This is a genomic window from Serratia sp. EWG9, from assembly GCF_019913725.1.
In the GTDB taxonomy this organism is placed as follows: Bacteria; Pseudomonadota; Gammaproteobacteria; order Enterobacterales; family Enterobacteriaceae; genus Serratia; species Serratia ureilytica.
The window spans coordinates 1,051,696-1,067,840 of sequence record NZ_JADNRO010000001.1 but is presented as its reverse complement, the minus strand read 5'-3'; the positions used below and the strand labels follow the sequence as shown (position 1 = coordinate 1,067,840).

The following is a 16,145-nucleotide window of genomic DNA, read 5'->3' as shown; positions in this document are numbered from 1 at the left end:
ATGTTCCTTGTGTTAAACGGCTTTAAGGTTTAATGACAGCCCCTGACCGACGCCGACGCACATTGTGACCAATGCGTTGCCGGCCTGCCGATCGCGTAATTCCAGCGCCGCCGACAGCACCAGGCGCGCGCCGGACATTCCCAGCGGATGGCCGAGCGCGATGGCGCCGCCGTTTGGGTTGACGCGCGCGTCGCCGGCGTCGATGCGCCAGTGTTTCAGCGCCGCCAGAACCTGCGCGGCGAAGGCTTCGTTAATCTCGATGATGTCAAAATCATTCAGCGTGAAACCGCCGCGCTGCAGTAAGCGCTCGGTGGAGGCGATTGGCCCCAGTCCCATCAGCGCCGGCGCGACGCCGGCGGCCGCGCTGTCGCCGATCTCCGCCAGCGGTTGCCAGCCCTGGCGTTTCACGTAGCGCCCGGAGGCCAGCAGCAGCGCGGCGGCGCCGTCATTGATGCCGGAAGCATTGCCGGCGGTGACCGAACCACCGGCGGCGAAGGCCGGTTTCAGCGCCTGCAACTGCTGCAGCGTGCTGAGCCGGGGGAATTCGTCCTGTGCGAATATGCGGGTGGTTTTACGATCCGCCGGCACATCCACGGGCGTGATTTCCCGCGCCAATCGACCACTGTCGATCGCCCGGCGGGCTTTTTGCTGCGAGCCCAACGCGAACAGATCCTGTTCCTCGCGTGAGATACCCTGCTGTTGGGCCACGTTTTCCGCCGTGATGCCCAGCGGATCGCTGCCGTAGCGTTCCGCCAGGCGCGGGTTGACAAAGCGCCATCCCAGCGTGGTGTCGTACAGCTTTACCCCCTTGTCGAACGGCGTTTCGCCCTTGCTCAGCACATAGGGCGCGCGGCTCATGCTTTCCACGCCGCCGGCCAGAATCAGTTCGCTGAGGCCGCTGCGGATTTTCGCCGCGGCGTAGATCACCGCATCCAACCCGGAGGCGCAAAGGCGGTTGAGGGTGATGGCCGGCACCGACTGATCCAACCCGGAAAGCAGCGTCGCCATGCGGGCGACGTTGCGGTTGTCTTCGCCGGACTGGTTGGCGCAGCCCAGCACTACTTCATCCAGATCCTGCTGCACCACCGGATGGCGCTGAAACAGGCTGCGAATAATCGTCGCCGCCATATCATCGGGGCGGGTATGCGCCAGGCTGCCGCCATAGGCGCCGATCGCCGTGCGCGTGCCGTCGATCAGATAAACACCGTCATCTTTAATGCTCATCATGGATCCTTAAGGCGTGGTGGTCAGCGCCGGTTGGGCGGCGTGCAGAAGGGTGTAATGCGGCGCATAGCGCGCCGCGTGCAGCAATTGCGCCAGGTTGCTCAGCGTCGTCCTGACATTTTCCTCCCCGAGGCGAGTGAGCCAGCCGAAAATACCGTCGGCGTAGTTCACGCCGGCGACGGCGGCGACATCAATGTCTTCCCGGCTGCAGACGCCGCTTTCCACCATGATCACCGACTCGTTGATCAGGCTGCTGAGCACGCGGGCGACGATCAGGGCCGGGGAATCCTTGATAAATTCCACCTGCGGGATCGCGGTGTGCAGCAGGCGTAAAAACAGCGCCTTATTGGCTGCAGAGGCGTGGCGGCTATGCGCCGCCACCAGGTACGCCGTATCGCCGTAGTTCAGGGCGACATCGACGACAAAGGCGTCCGCCGCGGTCTGTTCGGCAAGCTGGTTTGCCGTGCGGCCATCGGTAACGCTGACGGTGAAAGCGTCATTGACCTGAATGGCGGCGCCCAGGCCCGGTAATGTCGGCCGTTGTTCCACGCGCAGCCGCGGCCATTGCAGGGCGGCCCGCTGCTGTAGCAGGGTAAAGAGAGGATGTTCACCGTAAATGCGTAGCGTCTCGACCTCCGCATCGACGGCGGCCGCAAGCGGCGGGGGAGATTCTTCGGTGGAAAAATAGGAGCGGCCGTTCTTTTTGCCCAACAGACCGGCATCGACCAGCGAGCGCTGCAGATGGCCCGGGGTATAGCGCGGATCGTACTGCATGTCCTGCCAAATTTGCCGGCTGACCTGATAGTTGATGTCCTGACCGATAAAATCGGTCAGCTCGAGCGGCCCCATGCGAAAGTGTCCGCCGGCTTTGAGGGCGCGGTCGATCTGCGGCGCACGCGCCACGTGTTCTTCCAACAGGCGGAACCCTTCCAGATAGTAGGGGCGGGCCATACGGTTGACGATAAATCCCGGCGTGGCCTGACAGACGACATCGCGTTTCCCCAACGCCGCCACCAGTTGACGGCAACGTTCGGTGGTAACCTGTGCGGTAAAATAGGCCGGAATGATTTCAATCAGCTTCATCAGCGGCGCGGGGTTGAAAAAGTGCAAACCGATAAAGCGTTCGCTGTGCGTTACCGCCGTCGCCAGCTTATTAAGCGACAGTGAGGAGGTATTGGTGGCGATCAGCGTGTCGGGCTTGACCGTCGCGGCGATGGCCGCCAGCACCTCGAGTTTGGCTTGCTCATGTTCTGCGATGGTTTCGAGCACCAGATCGCTGTCGGCGATGGCCCCAAATTCCGCGGAGAACGTCAGATTAGCCAGCACCGCGTCTTTGTCCTGCAGCGCGAGCTTGCCCTGTTCCACCTTTTTGTTCAGGTCTTGCACGATAGCGTCGCGAGCTTGATTGAGGGTATTGCCGTTGCGATTATAAAGCACCGTACGAATGCTTTTTTGCGCCAAAAGATAAGCGATGCCTCTGCCCATCGTTCCCGCGCCGATAATCGCAGCCGATTGAATTGCCGCATTACTTTCTGCCATAGAAAATCCCCGTCACTGTATGCCATGCGAAATTCGCAAATGCTTATTATCTCTTTGGATTTACGGCGGCACCGGGTGCCTGTGAGGAAAGTAATTGGCGGTGTCTTGGCTGTCTAACGGTAGAAATGACAGGTTTATCTGCAGACGGGGTTATGCTATTCGCGTAGTTTTGCGGCTCAACCCAATAAAAAGGCTTATTCTGAGGGAAATAAACCGGGGAATAGCTTTTTTCGTTATAGCGTTCGTATTTTTTATTATATGAAACGGCTATTGGCGCCGGGCGGCGATATCCTATAGTGAGTCTGACCTATCGATAAATCGACATCGCTATTTGGAGAACCTGCGTTATGGATACCCGCACTCAACGGCTCATGGCGGAGGTGATTGGCAGTTTGACCGATCGTGAACGTTTTCTGACCCAACTGGGGCGCTGCGTCGAGGCGCTGGGTTTTGATTATTTCTCCTACATCGTTTTTTCCTGTTATCCGGCGAGCCGGCCAAAAATGCGGGTTGAAGGAACGTTTCCGGCGCGCTATCTCGAGGATTATCGGCGGCAGCGGGCGTATTTGCAGGATCCTGTCATCGAGCGAGCCCACCATTCCACGCTGCAATTCCAGTGGGACGAAAGTTTTTATCACGAGCGGCCGGCGCTTTGGCAGCGCATGTCGCAGTTTGGTCTGCACACCGGGTGGTCGCAATCGGTCAAGGATTGCTATGGCCGCCTGGGGATCCTGACTTTTGCCGGCAAGACGCTGCCGCAGCAAACGCCGCAGGCCGGCGCGGTGAATGAACTCTTTTTCCTTTGGCTGGCGCAAACCGCCCACAAAACGCTGCGTGAAGCGTTGATATCGGTGAACGACGAAGCGATAAAAGATGTGCTGACGCTGCGCGAGAAAGATATCTTGCGCTGGTGCAGCGAAGGCAAAACGGCGGAAGAGATCGCGCTGCTGATGGGGGTGAGTGAACGTACGATCAATTTCCATATCGGTAACTCGATTAAAAAACTTTCGGTCGCCAATAAGACCGCAGCCACCGCCAAAGCCGTTTATTTACAGCTGATTTAATTGCGAGAAATAAATAATTAATCGCCTATCAGTTAGCGGCGCGATGTTTATATTTTGTTAAATTAAGCATTGTCCTTATCAGTATTTACCTCCGATCACAAAAGCGTGATAAAGCGGTTCACCGCGCCCGTGCGCGGCAGTACTCTGTAGGCACCCGGTTTACATAGAAAGGATGTGATATGTACAAGACTATTTTAGTGCCGATAGATATTGAAGAGGATCTGTTGACCGAGCATGCGCTGAAGCATGTGGAATATTTGGCGAAGATGTCCGGCGCTAAAGTGCATTTTTTCCATGCGCTGCCGGATGCCTCGGCTTTTGTTACTGCCTATTCGTTCGGTCTCAAGGAGTTTGAGAATCAGGCGGAAGTGAAGGCGGTGGAGAAGCTGAAGAAAATCATGTCGGAAATCGATCTGCCGTTAGATCGCCTCAATTACACCGTCAGCTTTGGCTCTGCGCGCGATCAGGCGCTGGAACTGGCGGAAGAGATCGACGCCGATCTGATCATCATCGGTTCGCGTCGCCCGAGCGTGAAAACTTATCTGTTGGGCTCCAACGCCGCCGCCATCGTTCGCCATGCCAATATATCGGTGATGGTGGTTCGATAATCCTCCTTTAAGCCCGCCGTTTTCATGCGCGTTCTGCGGTCGCCGGTCGGCCGCAGAACGCAGGCCGCTTTATTGCCATCTCAGCCTGAGCTGCTACGATTTTAGCTGACGTTTTTTATGCCGACCGGGCCAGCGGCCTTGCGCATATTCTTTATTTCAGCCAGAAGAGGGGCAGCCATGCCATTAGAAGTCGATGGGATCATCAGAGGCGATCGAGGCAGTGAACCGAGCCATTGGCAACATACGCCAACCAAACCGCTTATCACGCTGACCTGGCATCACACCATCCCCTGGAACTGTTTACGCAATGTCTGGAATGGTCTGGTGGCTGGCGAGCACTGGAACGCGCTCGACGAGTTTATGAATCTGATCGGTGTGCCTAACCGCGCCGAGGTGCTCAAACAGATCAAGAATGAAAATCTGCAGGATCGCGATGGGTTACATACCCTGGTGACCTGGCAAGGCTGGAATATCGTCGAGGGTCCGGGTAACGAATATCGCGCGCAGGGTGACGATCCCGGTGAAAATTTCGACGACTGGTCCGGCAAAGGCATGAGCACGAATCAGCAAGCGACGCTACAGCAGGTCAAAGTGTTGTATCAGGTGATGGCACCGCTGGGAAGCCGCGCGCTGGACGCCGCCAGACAGGCGCCGAACATTACTGCGGAAGAAGCGAGCGTCTTGCAACGAACGATTAAACAGACCCGCCCAACGTTGCGCGGAAAGGAACCGATCCGGTGGCAAGAGGGTATGTGGCACAAAGTGCAACCTGGTAAAGAGGCGAAACATTTCGCCCAATGGGACAGCAAACCCGTGTGGCGCAAGCGCCTGCACAGCGACTTGGCTCAGGCAGGCTAAACTTCGCCCCGCGCCGGATTGGCGGCGCGGGGGCATCAATTCGGCGCTAATCGCACAGCGCCGCTATCTCGTCGTACAGCGTCCTGGGGATTTCCACGCCGTATTGTTCGCTGTGGCGTCGTTGCCGATAGCGCCGCTCGCCGGGAATGCGGGCGCCTTGCGCTTGCATGTCGGCAAACATCGCCTCCGCGCTGGCGAAATACCGCTCCTTATCCGCGCCGAGAAAACGCTCGGGATCCAACGCGATGATCAGTTCACCGCCGTAGGGCGATGAACCCGTGCCGTCGTCATAGGCCAGCGATTCTTTGCTGGTCATGTCGCCGATCAGCGGCCCAGCCAACAATTCAACCATGGCCGCCAGCGCCGAGCCTTTATGGCCGCCGAAAGTCAGCATCGCGCCCTCCAACACGCTGGCGGCGTCGGTGGAGGGGTTGCCTGCCTTATCAATGCCCCAGCCTTCCGGCAGCGGGGTGCCGGCGCGGCGATGCAATTCGATTTCGCCGCGCGCCGCCGCGCTGGTGGCCATATCGAACAAAAACGGCGGCCGAGCCGGGCGCGGCCAGCCGAAGGCGATGGGGTTGGTGCCGAATAGCGGGCGTGAACCGCCGGCCGGCGTCACCCAGGCGTGGCTGGGCGTGCAGGCTAAGGCCACTAAACCCTGTTCGGTCAGCGGTTCGATGTCGGCCCACAGCGCGGAGAAATGCACGCAGCGGTTGATCGCCAGGGCGGCGATGCCGTTGGCGCGCACCTTATCGATAAAGGCCGGCAGAGCGGTGCGGTAGGCGAGCAGGGAAAAGGCGCCGCCGGCATCGGCGCGCAAGATGGCCGGCGCCTGGTCGAAGAGCCTGGGTTTCGCATCGGCAGAGACTTTGCCCGCCCGTAATGAGCGGACGCAGCCCAACAGCCGGTACAACCCGTGCGAAGCACAGCCGTCGCGCTCGCCCTGAATGACATTTTGCGCCACTGTCTCGGCATGCGCCTGATTGAAGCCGTTGCAGCGCAGTGCGCGTAGCGCCAGTTGATAAGCGTGTTCCAGCGACAAAACGTGCATGGTTGTCATTTCGATGTCCTCCCTGGGTCATTCTTCTTCATCGCCGATAAAATTGGCCTGGGGTAAACAGGTATAGGCGCCCCAGTAGTAAATCGCCAGCGCAATCACCGCCATGGTGAGGGTGTCCCACGGATGAGCAATAGCGCCGATGCCGCCGAAACTGCTAAGGTAGGAAAGCGCGATCGTCAGCGCATAGAAGACGATTAGCCACAGCGAGGACCAAATTTGCTGCCTGAGGCTAACGGCGTGGGTCGGCACCTGATTCTTGAACAGGATGTAGATGAAGAACATCAGTATCTGCAAGCCGAGCAACCAGGAGACGGTGTCCCAGCCGGACCAGAAGACGATCAGCGCCGAAATGATAAATGACAGCGGGCCGAGCACGCAGAAACCGCGCACCCGGAACGGACGCGGCATATCGGGCGCATTGCGCCGCAGCCCGGCGGCGGTGACCGGGGCGATGGCGTAACTCAGCACCAGCGCGGCGGACACCACGCCGATCAGCTTTTCCCACGATGGGAACGGCAGCGTCCAGAAGACCGAGAGGGCGAAGGTCAGCCACAACGCCGGGCGCGGGATACCGGATTCACCATCCACCCGGGTGAACAGTTTGAAGAAGGTGCCGGCGCGCGCCCACCCGTAGATCACGCGAGGCGTGGCGTTCATGTAGATGTTGCCGGTGCCGCTGGGCGAAACGATCGCGTCGCTGACCACCAGAAACGCCAGCCATCCCATGCCGAGCGTGATGGCGATATCGCGGAAAGGCAGGGAAAACTGTTGGCTGATGCCGGCCCAGCCGCCGCTCAGCATCTCGCTGGGGATACTGCCGAGAAACGCTATCTGCAGCAGCACATAGATGATGGTGGACAGCACTACCGACAGGATCAGCGCGATGGGAATGGTGCGCTGCGGTTTTTGCACCTCGCTGGCGACCGAAATGATCGGCGTCAGGCCGAGGTAGGCGAAGATGATGCCGCCGGCGGAAATGGCGGCTTCAACCCCGGCGGAGCCGAAGGGGGCAAAGCCCTGGCTGTGCAGGTTTTCCGGTTTGAAAAAGCTGAACAGCACCACGATCACCAACAGCGGCACCAGAAACTTCAGCACGCTGATGAGATTATTGGATTTGGCGAAGGTTTTGACGCTGTAGTAGTTGAGCGCGAAGAAAAAGCACAGCAGCGCCAACTGCACCAGCCAGCCGAGCGCTGTCGGATCGCCGGAACCCGGCTGGCTGAGGAGCGGGAACCAGGCGGCGGCGTACTGACGGGCGGCGACGACCTCGATAGCGATCAGGCTGGAGAAGGCGATCAGCGTGATAAACCCCAGCAGATAGCCCATCAATTCGCCGTGCGAGAACACCGGATAGCGAATGATGCCGCCGGCGCGCGGCAGGGCGGCGCCCAGCTCGCAGTAGACGATGCCCAGCAGCAGCACCGCCAGGCCGCCGATCAGCCAGGAATAGATGCCGGCGGGGCCGGCGATGGAGGAGACATGGCTGGCGGCGAACAGCCAGCCTGAGCCGAATATGGCGCCCAGACCGATGAACGTCAGATCGGTGAGCGTAAGCTGCTTCTTGAATTTGCCTTGGGTTGTCATGGTATTACCCTTTTGTTATTGAGTGGCAGGCAGATGCGGCCGGGCTAATGTTGGGCAGGTGAAACTATGGGATCTCGGGTGTAAACGCCGTTCACCAGCCGCAGCAGGTTGAGCGGGTTGGCGTCCTGCAGCGGCGGCGGCAGCAGCGCCGCTGGGGTGTTTTGCAGGCAGACCGGCCGCAGGAAACGCTCGATGGCCAGCGTGCCTACCGAGGTGCCGCGTGCGTCGCTGGTCGCCGGATAAGGGCCCCCGTGCACCATGGCGTCGCACACCTCTACCCCGGTTGGATACCCGTTGAACAGCACCCGGCCGGCTTTGCGCGTCAGCAATGCCGTCAGCCCGGCGGCCATATCGAGATCGCCGTCTTCCGCCAGCAGCGTGACGGTCAGCTGGCCTTGCAACGCCGCCAGCGCCGCATGCAGCTGCGCTTCGTTATCTACCGCCACCAGCACGCTGGCCGGGCCGAAGACCTCTGTTTGCAGCAGCGGATCGGCCTGCAGCAGCAATGTTTCCTCCGCCTGATAAAGCTGCGCCGCTGCCCGGTGGGGCAGAATCTCGTGCCCCCCCGCCAGATGCCGTATGTGCGGATGGGCATCGAGCGCGGCCAGCCCGCGCCGGTAGTGCTCCAGCGTGCCGGCATTCAGCATCGGCTGTGGGGGGGCGGCGTCGACCAATGCGCTCATCGTCGCGGCCAACCGTTCGAAGGCGACGCCGCGCAGCGCGACGATCACGCCGGGCTTGGTGCAAAACTGGCCACAGCCGAGCGTGAAGGAGGAGACCAGTTCCTGCGCGATGTGCTGCCCGCGCCGAGCCAACGCCTGCGGCAGGATCACGACCGGGTTAATGCTCGACATCTCGGCGAAGACCGGGATCGGCTGGGGACGCTGCGCGGCCAGATCGAACAGCGCCCGGCCGCCTTGCAGTGAGCCGGTAAACCCCACGGCCTGAATCGCCGGATGCTGCACCAGCTCGGCTCCTACACGGTTGCCGAAGATCATGTTGAAGACGCCGGTGGGCATGCCCATACGTTCCCTTGCGCGCTCGATCGCCTGAGCGGTCAGCTCGGCGGTGATCATATGGCCGCTGTGTGCCTTGAACACGACCGGGCAGCCGGCGGCGAGCGCGGCGGCGGTATCACCGCCCGCGGTGGAAAACGCCAGCGGAAAGTTGCTGGCGCCGAACACCGCCACCGGACCGAGCGCCGTGCGATATTGACGCAGATCGGGACGCGGCAGAGGAGAACGCAGCGGCAACGCGCAGTCGATGCGCACGCCCTCGACGTCGCCGCGTCGCAGCAGCGTGGCGAACAGCCGCATCTGGCCGCTGGTTCTGGCGCGTTCGCCGCTTAACCGCGCCGGCGGCAGAGCGGTTTCCTGCATGGCGAAGGCGAAGAAGGTCTCATCCAACGCGTCCAGCTCCTCGGCGATGGCGTCGAGAAAACTCGCGCGTTGTTCGGCGCTGCATTGCGAATAGGGATCAAAGGCCGCCGCGGCGGCTTCGGCGGCGGCGGCGGTTTCTGCCGCCGTAGCCTGGTGGAAGCGGTAGCCGGTCGGCTGACCGTCGTCGGCGCGCAGGCTGAGCAGCGCCGCTTCTCCCGTAGCACGGCGCTGGCCGCCGATAAATTGTTGGCCGCTGATGGCGGCATCGCGAGCGTTGGGCATGGGTCCCCCCGGTAGAGAAAGTGCGACGCCCGGCGTGGCCGGGCGGTGAAGGCGTTACAGGCCGACGTTCGGCAGCGCGGGACGAGTGGCCAGCGCTTTATCGATCACGGCGTTGATTTCGGAGAGCGTTTCACCCTGCAGCGCCAGACGCGGCGGGCGAGTGATGGCGCTGCCGCGGCCGACCCGCTGTTCGCACAGCTTGATGCATTGCACCAGATCGGGGCGGGCATCGAGATGCAGCAGCGGCATGAACCAGCTGTACAGCGCCAGCGCTTCCTCATAGCGTTTTTCCTTCGCCAGACGGAACAGGGTTTCCCCTTCGCGCGGGAAAGCGTTGGACATGCCAGAGATCCAGCCTTGCGCGCCGACGGCGATGCTCTCCAGCACCACATCATCCAATCCGGCGAACAGTACGAAGCGATCGCCGACTTCGTTGCGCAGATCGATAAAGCGGCGGGTGTCGCCCGACGAGTCTTTGAAACACACGATGTTCTCGCAGTCGACCAGTGAGGTCAGGATGTCGGGCGTGACGTCATTTTTGTAAATGGGAGGGTTGTTGTAGACCATGATCGGCAGATCGGTAGCGCCGGCGACGCTGCGAAAGTGCGCGGCGGTTTCGTGCGGCTTGGCGGAGTAGACCAGCGCCGGCATCACCATAATGCCGTCGACGCCTGCCTTTTGCGCTTCACGCGCCATGTTTTGCGCGAAGGCGGTGGTGAATTCGGCGATGCCGGCGATCACCGGCACTTGGCCGTCGGCGGCGTCCTTTGCCACTTCGATCACCGCCAGCTTTTCCTGTACCGTCATCGAGGTGTTTTCACCGACGGTGCCGCAGACGACCAGGCCGGAGACGCCGTCGCGCACCAGGTTTTTGATCACCGTATGCGTGGCGTCGAGGTCCAGAGAAAAATCGTTGCGGAACTGGGTCGTCACCGCCGGGAATACGCCGCTCCAGCTTAGGGTTTTATGGCTCATCGTGTTTGTCCTGTCATTCGAAAGTGTTAATAAAAAGTGAATCTTTGGTGAGGCTCACCGACAGATTGACCGGTATTGCACAGGGAGGCTTGACGCTTTTCGCCGATTGCTGCGACGAAATTGGCACAATGGCGCCGGAAAGCGGGCATGCAGAAATCGGGCGCCGGTGCGCCATAAAGAATGATTTTAATTTGGTAAATCAGCGTATTAAGCGGAAAGTGTCAGGCGGAAATCGCGCGGCGTGGAACCGGTCATCGCTTTGAACTGACGGCTGAAGGCGCTGTGATCGGTATAGCCGCACTGCAGCGCGATGTCGGTGATCGGCAGCTCGCCCGCCAGCAGTTCCGTGGCCTTTTCCAGCCGCACTTTGTGGATCATCTGGCGCGGAGTGAGGTGGAAGATACGTTTGCAGTAGCGTTCTATCTGCGCCACCGATAACCCGGTCAACGCCGTCAGCTCCTCGAGCGCGATCGGCCGGGCGTAGTGGCGGCGGATGTATACGTCGATCGCGGCCAGCCGTTGGTAAGCCGGATGATTGGCTTTGGCCTCTTGCAGATCGTGTGAAATGCCCGCCATTCCGATGATTTTTCCCTGCGCGTCGTACAGCGCCAGCTTTTGCGTCAGGCACCAGCCGGTTTCACGGCCGTTGTACAGGTGCATTTCCAGCTGATCCTGGATCAGCACGCCGTGGCGCAATACCCGCAGATCTTGCTCGGTGTAGCCTGATCCGAGCTGCGCGGGGAAAACGTCGGCGGACGTCTTGCCCAGCAGCGGCGCGACGGTCTTGAAGCCGCAGCGCCTGGCCAGCGTCAGGTTGGCCAACAGGTAGCGCGCCTGGGCGTCTTTGATAAAGAACACCACATTGGGAATCGCGTTCAGCAACGGCGCGATCAGCGCCAGCGTATTGAGCAGATCGCGCAGGTTGTTCGGACGCTGCTGCGCCAGCCCGTCGCACAGGCGCGACAAATGTTCGACGGCGAAAACGTCCTCCTGATCCGGCAGCTCCACCAGGGCAGGCGGTGAGGGAGAAATCTGATGTTGATGGTCTGAAATGGATCGCATAGCAGTCCCTTTTCGGTCGTTAGCCGGAAAAACAGGCGGCTAGGTTGGCGCTTTCGCATCAATATTAACTTTTTTGTAACGAATCAAGCGCTATTTCCGGCTGGCTACCAAATATGCGGATCGCCGCATACTTTTGCCGGACGCGCGCGCCGGTTGCTTGAAAACTGCGGTATTTCTCGCTACGCGGTGGTCTAGCATGAAAGTAACGTCATGATAAATAAGTTATTGTTATGGTTGCGTTAAACGTATGCCCGTGATGGGCCAGGCTAGCCTGGCCTCATTGTGCTGATTTCTTCATTCGCCACGCCGAAACGCATCAAGCCGTCATGCGCGCATTCGTTCAGGCTAACGCCATTGGTAACATCTCATTAACCCTGGAGACGCCGATGGCACTTTCTGCGCATATCACCGCTTTGCGGGCGATCGATTCTCATACCGGCGGGGAGCCGACCCGGCTGATCGTCGAAGGCTTCCCCGATCTTGGCGAAGGCAGCATGGCGGAACGGCGGGCGCATTTCGCGCAACATTATGACGATTGGCGCTGCGCGGTGATGCTCGAACCCCGCGGCAATGACGTGTTGGTGGGGGCGTTGTTGTGTCGGCCTTGTTCGCCGCAGGCTACCGCCGGGGTGATCTTTTTCAACAACACCGGCTATCTGGGCATGTGCGGCCACGGCACTATCGGGCTGATTGCTTCGTTGGCGCATCTCGGGCGCATCCGCGCCGGGCGTCATCTGATCGAGACCCCGGTCGGCCCGGTGAACGCCACGCTGCATGATGACGGCAGCGTTACCGTAGAGAACGTGGCGGCTTATCGTTATCGCCACCAGGTGCGAGTTGAGGTGGCCGGTTACGGCCCGGTGACGGGGGACATTGCCTGGGGGGGAAACTGGTTTTTCCTCATCGGCGAGTCGCCGTTGACCATCGATAAACATAATCTGGAGGCGCTGACCGCGTTCACCTGGGCGGTCCGGCAGGCGCTTGAACAGGCGGGCATTCGTGGCGAAGACGGCGAGGCGATCGACCATATCGAGCTGTTCGGTGACGATCCGCAGGCCGACAGCCGCAGCTTCGTGCTGTGCCCCGGCAAGGCCTACGATCGATCGCCGTGCGGCACCGGCACCAGCGCCAAGCTGGCGTGTCTGGCGGCGGACGGCAAACTGGCGCCCGATATGCACTGGCGCCAGGCCAGCGTCATCGGCAGCGAATTCCTGGCTTATTACCGCTGGAACGGCGAGCGCATCACCCCCTTTATTCGTGGGCAGGCTTATGTATGCGCCGATAGCCAACTGCTGCTCGACGAACGCGATCCTTTTGTCTGGGGCATACGCTGATGGGCGGCGGACGGGGAGTTGATGCCATCGTGGTGGGTGCCGGCATCATCGGCGCCGCCTGCGCCTGGCGGTTGGCGAGGGAGGGGTACCGCGTCTCGGTGGTGGACGACTGTCGCGCCGGCGCCACCGCCGCCAGCATGGGGCACCTGGTATGCATGGACGACAACCCGGCCGAGCTGGCGTTGAGCGCTTATTCGCTGCGGTTATGGCGTGAAGTGACGGGCCGGATGCCGCAAGCCTGCGCCTGGCGCGGCTGCGGAACGCTGTGGTTGGCGGAACAAGCGAATGAAATGGCCATCGCCGAACAGAAGCGGGCACGGCTGGCGGAGCAGGGCGTGGCGGCGGAACTGCTGACGGCGGAGCAGGTTGCCGCCATGGAGCCGATGCTGCGGCAGGGGCTTGCCGGTGGGCTGCGGGTGCCGGGCGACGGCATTTTGTATGCGCCGCACGCGGCGCGTTGGCTGTTGGCCGACGCTGGCGCGGCGATCGATGTGGTGCAGGGTGAAGCGATCGCGCTGGACGAGGCGGCGGTGCGGTTGGCGGACGGCAGAGAGCTGGCGGCGCCGGTGGTCGTCTTGGCCTGCGGCCTGCGGGCCAATGATTTGTTGTCGCAGCCGTTGCTGCGTGCCAAGAAGGGCCACCTGGCGATCACCGATCGTTATCCGCCGCGGGTGCGGCATCAGTTGGTGGAGCTGGGGTATGGCGCCAGCGCGCATGCCAGCGACGGCGCCTCCGTAGCGTTCAATGTGCAGGCGCGGCCCACCGGGCAATGGCTGATCGGTTCTTCCCGCCAGTTCGATTCCGTCGATTCGTCATTGGATATGCCGCTGCTGGCGGCGATGCTCATGCGCGCGCAGCATTTCTTGCCCGCACTGGCGCAGCTGAACATCATTCGCTGTTGGACCGGGCTGCGCGCCGCCTCTGCCGATGGATTGCCGCTGTTGGGCGCGCATCCGCAGCATACCTGGTTGTGGTTGGCGTTGGGGCACGAGGGGCTGGGCGTCACGACCGCCCTCGGCAGCGCCGCGCTGCTTGCTGCGCAGATCGGCCGGCAGGCGCCGGAGATTGATGATTTCCCGTATTTGGCGTCGCGGGCGTTTGCCGCCGAGGAGCTGTCCGTATGAAAGAGAGGCAAAACACGCTCGCGTTGAGCATCGACGGTAAACCTTACCGGGTGCCGGTTGGCATCAGCGTTGCCGCGGCGCTCAGTTTGTGCGGCGGGGATCATTGCCGGTTGTCGATTTCACGCCAGCCGCGCGCACCATTTTGCGGCATGGGCGTTTGTCAGGAGTGCCGGGTAACCATTAACGGTCTGCGCCGCCTGGCGTGCCAGACGTTGTGCCAATCCGACATGCGAATTGAGAGGAGCTATGATGAGTGACTTCGATTGCGAGGTGCTGATCGTCGGCGCCGGGCCGGCCGGCATGGCGGCAGCGCAGGCGGCGGCGGAAAACGGAGGGCAGATACGGGTGATCGATGATAATCCGCACCCCGGTGGGCAAATCTGGCGTGATGGGCCGCAGGTGGCTTTGCCTGAAGCGGCGAGACGATATCGGCAGGCGATGGCGGCGCGGGAAAATATTGTGCTGCACTCCGGCTGCAAGCTGGTGGCGCAGTGTGGCGCTAACCGATTGGCGTATGAAGACGCCGAAGGCTGCGGCGTGATTCGCTATCAAAAGCTGATTCTATGCAATGGCGCCCGTGAACTGCTGTTGCCATTTCCTGGCTGGACGTTGCCGGGAGTGAGCGGCGCCGGTGGTCTACAGGCGCAAATCAAGCAGGGGCTGGCGATCCGCGGCGAGCGGGTGGTGATAGCCGGCAGCGGTCCGTTGCTGTTAGCGGTGGCGAAAAGTGTGAAACAGGCCGGTGGCGAGGTCGTGCTGGTAGCGGAACAGGCAGTGCTGCGGCGATTGGCGGCATTCGCCGGCGGCCTGTGGCGTTGGCCGTCCAAGCTGCGTCAGTCGTTTTCTCTGATTCAGCCTCATTACCGTGCCGATAGCCGAGTATTGGCGGCATTGGGGCAAGAGCGCTTGACGTCAGTGCGCGTCGGCAACGGCGGGCGGGAAAGTACGGTGGCCTGCGACAGGCTGGCCTGCGGCTTCGGTCTGGTGGCGAATATTGAACTGGCGATGCTGCTGGGATGCCGGATCGCACACGACGCCGTCGCGGTGGATTATTGGCAGCAAACCAGCCAGGCGCAAATTTATGCCGCCGGGGAGTGTACCGGTATCGGCGGCAGTGAACTGGCGCTCACCACCGGCGCCATCGCCGGTTATGCCGCCACCGGGCAAAAGGCAAAAGCCGAATCCCTGACGGCGCAGCGGCGGCGATGGCGGCGTTTCGCCACGTCGACAGCGGCCGCTTTTGCGCTTGATGAACGCATGAGTTATCTGGCCAAACCGCAGACGCTGCTGTGCCGCTGCGAAGACGTCACGCTGGAACAGGTATGCCATCAACCTGACTGGAACACGGCCAAGCTGAGCAGCCGCTGTGGTATGGGAGCCTGTCAGGGCAAGGTTTGCGCGACGGCGGCGCGGCACCTGTTGGGGTGGCCTTTGCCGCCGCCACGCGCCCCTTTAACGCCGGTGCGGACGGAAACGCTGGTTGCTCTGGGAAGGCATTGCAGCGACGACGATAATTGATGGGGCATCGCGGCAGTGGCGTTTCAGTCCAAATCGATTTCGCTGCATCACCACTGCGGCCAATAGTAGGTTTTCTCTCGCCAGCCCTTGCCGTACATACAAGCCTCGATGGTGGCGTTTCGGGCTGACTGATTGCGATCGGTCTGTACCGTTTTGATCGACGGCTCTTTGTCATAGCGATATCCCGATGGACAATCTTTCTTATTCTTCTCGCAAGGGATGTATTTGTTTTCGTAGCTGAACTCTACGTCCCGCACGACGTCTGGCGGGAAGCGATCGTAGCCCCGACTGCGGCATTCGGCATATTCGGCATTTCGGGTGCTCTCAACTGCGCCGGGTCTTTCCCATTGGGTACAGGCAGTCATCATCAATAACGGCAAAACAATCAAACAACGGTAATTCTTCATGGTGTCCCTAACTCTTCCTCTATCCTGGTGATCACTGACTAGGAATCTTCCCAACCAGCGATGCGAAAAAGTGTAATCAACTGACGACACAATTGGAAATGATAATGGTTATTGTTTAGGTGTGATT

General features: G+C 61.0%; 15 protein-coding genes. 7 read left to right on the top strand and 8 right to left on the bottom strand.

What is annotated here, in order from left to right; genetic code table 11:
* Positions 1-12 precede the first annotated feature (12 nt).
* Entirely contained in the window at positions 13-1,224 is a 1,212-nt protein-coding gene (locus ITX55_RS05220) for an acetyl-CoA C-acyltransferase (RefSeq protein ID WP_108680416.1), read from the bottom strand.
* 9 nt (positions 1,225-1,233) lie between these two features.
* On the bottom strand, positions 1,234-2,763 hold the full coding sequence (locus ITX55_RS05215) for a 3-hydroxyacyl-CoA dehydrogenase NAD-binding domain-containing protein (protein ID WP_108680417.1): 1,530 nt from the start codon (positions 2,761-2,763) through the stop codon (positions 1,234-1,236).
* Positions 2,764-3,110: 347 nt separating this feature from the next.
* Between ITX55_RS05215 and ITX55_RS05210 the strand changes: the two genes are divergently transcribed.
* The 3 genes from ITX55_RS05210 (at position 3,111) to ITX55_RS05200 (ending at position 5,293) form a co-directional block, all read left to right on the top strand.
* Positions 3,111-3,827, top strand: a complete 717-nt coding sequence (locus ITX55_RS05210) for an autoinducer binding domain-containing protein (RefSeq protein WP_033642622.1) — start codon at positions 3,111-3,113, stop codon at positions 3,825-3,827.
* A gap of 179 nt (positions 3,828-4,006) precedes the next feature.
* Positions 4,007-4,435 (top strand): universal stress protein, encoded by a 429-nt coding sequence (locus ITX55_RS05205; RefSeq protein ID WP_033642623.1) that lies wholly within the window; start codon positions 4,007-4,009, stop codon positions 4,433-4,435.
* Positions 4,436-4,612: 177 nt separating this feature from the next.
* Positions 4,613-5,293: a hypothetical protein gene (locus ITX55_RS05200; RefSeq protein WP_033642624.1), complete on the top strand. Its 681-nt coding sequence runs from the start codon at positions 4,613-4,615 to the stop codon at positions 5,291-5,293.
* Between the two features lie 46 nt (positions 5,294-5,339).
* Here ITX55_RS05200 and ITX55_RS05195 read toward each other — a convergent pair whose 3' ends face one another.
* From ITX55_RS05195 to ITX55_RS05175, 5 genes are all read right to left on the bottom strand, one after another.
* Positions 5,340-6,353, bottom strand: a complete 1,014-nt coding sequence (locus ITX55_RS05195; protein WP_033642625.1) for an Ldh family oxidoreductase — start codon at positions 6,351-6,353, stop codon at positions 5,340-5,342.
* Positions 6,354-6,371: 18 nt separating this feature from the next.
* Positions 6,372-7,937, bottom strand: coding sequence for an APC family permease (locus ITX55_RS05190; protein ID WP_033642626.1), 1,566 nt, complete (start codon positions 7,935-7,937; stop codon positions 6,372-6,374).
* A 44-nt stretch (positions 7,938-7,981) separates the two neighbouring features.
* The gene (locus tag ITX55_RS05185) at positions 7,982-9,598 is read right to left on the bottom strand and encodes an aldehyde dehydrogenase (NADP(+)) (RefSeq protein WP_108680418.1); all 1,617 of its coding nucleotides are present in this window, start codon (positions 9,596-9,598) and stop codon (positions 7,982-7,984) included.
* A gap of 54 nt (positions 9,599-9,652) precedes the next feature.
* On the bottom strand, positions 9,653-10,573 hold the full coding sequence (locus ITX55_RS05180; RefSeq protein WP_103101166.1) for a dihydrodipicolinate synthase family protein: 921 nt from the start codon (positions 10,571-10,573) through the stop codon (positions 9,653-9,655).
* 207 nt (positions 10,574-10,780) lie between these two features.
* The gene (locus tag ITX55_RS05175; RefSeq protein WP_033642629.1) at positions 10,781-11,635 is read right to left on the bottom strand and encodes an AraC family transcriptional regulator; all 855 of its coding nucleotides are present in this window, start codon (positions 11,633-11,635) and stop codon (positions 10,781-10,783) included.
* Positions 11,636-12,021: 386 nt separating this feature from the next.
* Here ITX55_RS05175 and ITX55_RS05170 point away from each other — a divergent pair, with 386 nt between their 5' ends.
* From ITX55_RS05170 to ITX55_RS05155, 4 genes are read left to right on the top strand one after another with little or no spacing between them, the layout of a single operon-like run.
* Positions 12,022-12,969, top strand: coding sequence for a 4-hydroxyproline epimerase (locus tag ITX55_RS05170; RefSeq protein ID WP_108680419.1), 948 nt, complete (start codon positions 12,022-12,024; stop codon positions 12,967-12,969).
* Complete coding sequence (locus ITX55_RS05165) at positions 12,969-14,093, top strand: FAD-binding oxidoreductase (protein ID WP_108680420.1); 1,125 nt, start codon at positions 12,969-12,971, stop codon at positions 14,091-14,093. Before ITX55_RS05170 ends, ITX55_RS05165 begins: the two co-directional genes overlap by 1 nt.
* A complete protein-coding gene (locus tag ITX55_RS05160) occupies positions 14,090-14,350 on the top strand; it encodes a (2Fe-2S)-binding protein (protein WP_197756014.1) in 261 nt (86 codons plus the stop codon). Before ITX55_RS05165 ends, ITX55_RS05160 begins: the two co-directional genes overlap by 4 nt.
* Positions 14,343-15,611: an FAD/NAD(P)-binding oxidoreductase gene (locus ITX55_RS05155; protein WP_197756013.1), complete on the top strand. Its 1,269-nt coding sequence runs from the start codon at positions 14,343-14,345 to the stop codon at positions 15,609-15,611. The genes ITX55_RS05160 and ITX55_RS05155 overlap by 8 nt, the downstream gene beginning before the upstream one ends.
* A gap of 47 nt (positions 15,612-15,658) precedes the next feature.
* Here the strand turns inward: ITX55_RS05155 and ITX55_RS05150 are convergent, their stop codons facing one another.
* Positions 15,659-16,018 carry a hypothetical protein gene (locus ITX55_RS05150; protein WP_033642634.1) on the bottom strand — a complete coding sequence of 120 codons (360 nt, stop codon included), beginning with the start codon at positions 16,016-16,018 and terminating at the stop codon, positions 15,659-15,661.
* Between the last annotated feature and the right edge of the window lie 127 nt (positions 16,019-16,145).

Bases quoted from the DNA above. Each gene is read 5' to 3' on its own strand.
- ITX55_RS05160 (WP_197756014.1), top strand. From the start codon at position 14,090: ATGAAAGAGAGGCAAAACACGCTCGCGTTGAGCATCGACGGTAAACCT.
- ITX55_RS05185 (WP_108680418.1), bottom strand. From the start codon at position 9,598: ATGCCCAACGCTCGCGATGCCGCCATCAGCGGCCAACAATTTATCGGC.
- ITX55_RS05200 (WP_033642624.1), top strand. From the start codon at position 4,613: ATGCCATTAGAAGTCGATGGGATCATCAGAGGCGATCGAGGCAGTGAA.
- ITX55_RS05155 (WP_197756013.1), top strand. From the start codon at position 14,343: ATGAGTGACTTCGATTGCGAGGTGCTGATCGTCGGCGCCGGGCCGGCC.
- ITX55_RS05175 (WP_033642629.1), bottom strand. From the start codon at position 11,635: ATGCGATCCATTTCAGACCATCAACATCAGATTTCTCCCTCACCGCCT.
- ITX55_RS05215 (WP_108680417.1), bottom strand. From the start codon at position 2,763: ATGGCAGAAAGTAATGCGGCAATTCAATCGGCTGCGATTATCGGCGCG.
- ITX55_RS05195 (WP_033642625.1), bottom strand. From the start codon at position 6,353: ATGACAACCATGCACGTTTTGTCGCTGGAACACGCTTATCAACTGGCG.
- ITX55_RS05165 (WP_108680420.1), top strand. From the start codon at position 12,969: ATGGGCGGCGGACGGGGAGTTGATGCCATCGTGGTGGGTGCCGGCATC.
- ITX55_RS05150 (WP_033642634.1), bottom strand. From the start codon at position 16,018: ATGAAGAATTACCGTTGTTTGATTGTTTTGCCGTTATTGATGATGACT.
- ITX55_RS05205 (WP_033642623.1), top strand. From the start codon at position 4,007: ATGTACAAGACTATTTTAGTGCCGATAGATATTGAAGAGGATCTGTTG.
- ITX55_RS05180 (WP_103101166.1), bottom strand. From the start codon at position 10,573: ATGAGCCATAAAACCCTAAGCTGGAGCGGCGTATTCCCGGCGGTGACG.
- ITX55_RS05190 (WP_033642626.1), bottom strand. From the start codon at position 7,937: ATGACAACCCAAGGCAAATTCAAGAAGCAGCTTACGCTCACCGATCTG.
- ITX55_RS05220 (WP_108680416.1), bottom strand. From the start codon at position 1,224: ATGAGCATTAAAGATGACGGTGTTTATCTGATCGACGGCACGCGCACG.
- ITX55_RS05170 (WP_108680419.1), top strand. From the start codon at position 12,022: ATGGCACTTTCTGCGCATATCACCGCTTTGCGGGCGATCGATTCTCAT.
- ITX55_RS05210 (WP_033642622.1), top strand. From the start codon at position 3,111: ATGGATACCCGCACTCAACGGCTCATGGCGGAGGTGATTGGCAGTTTG.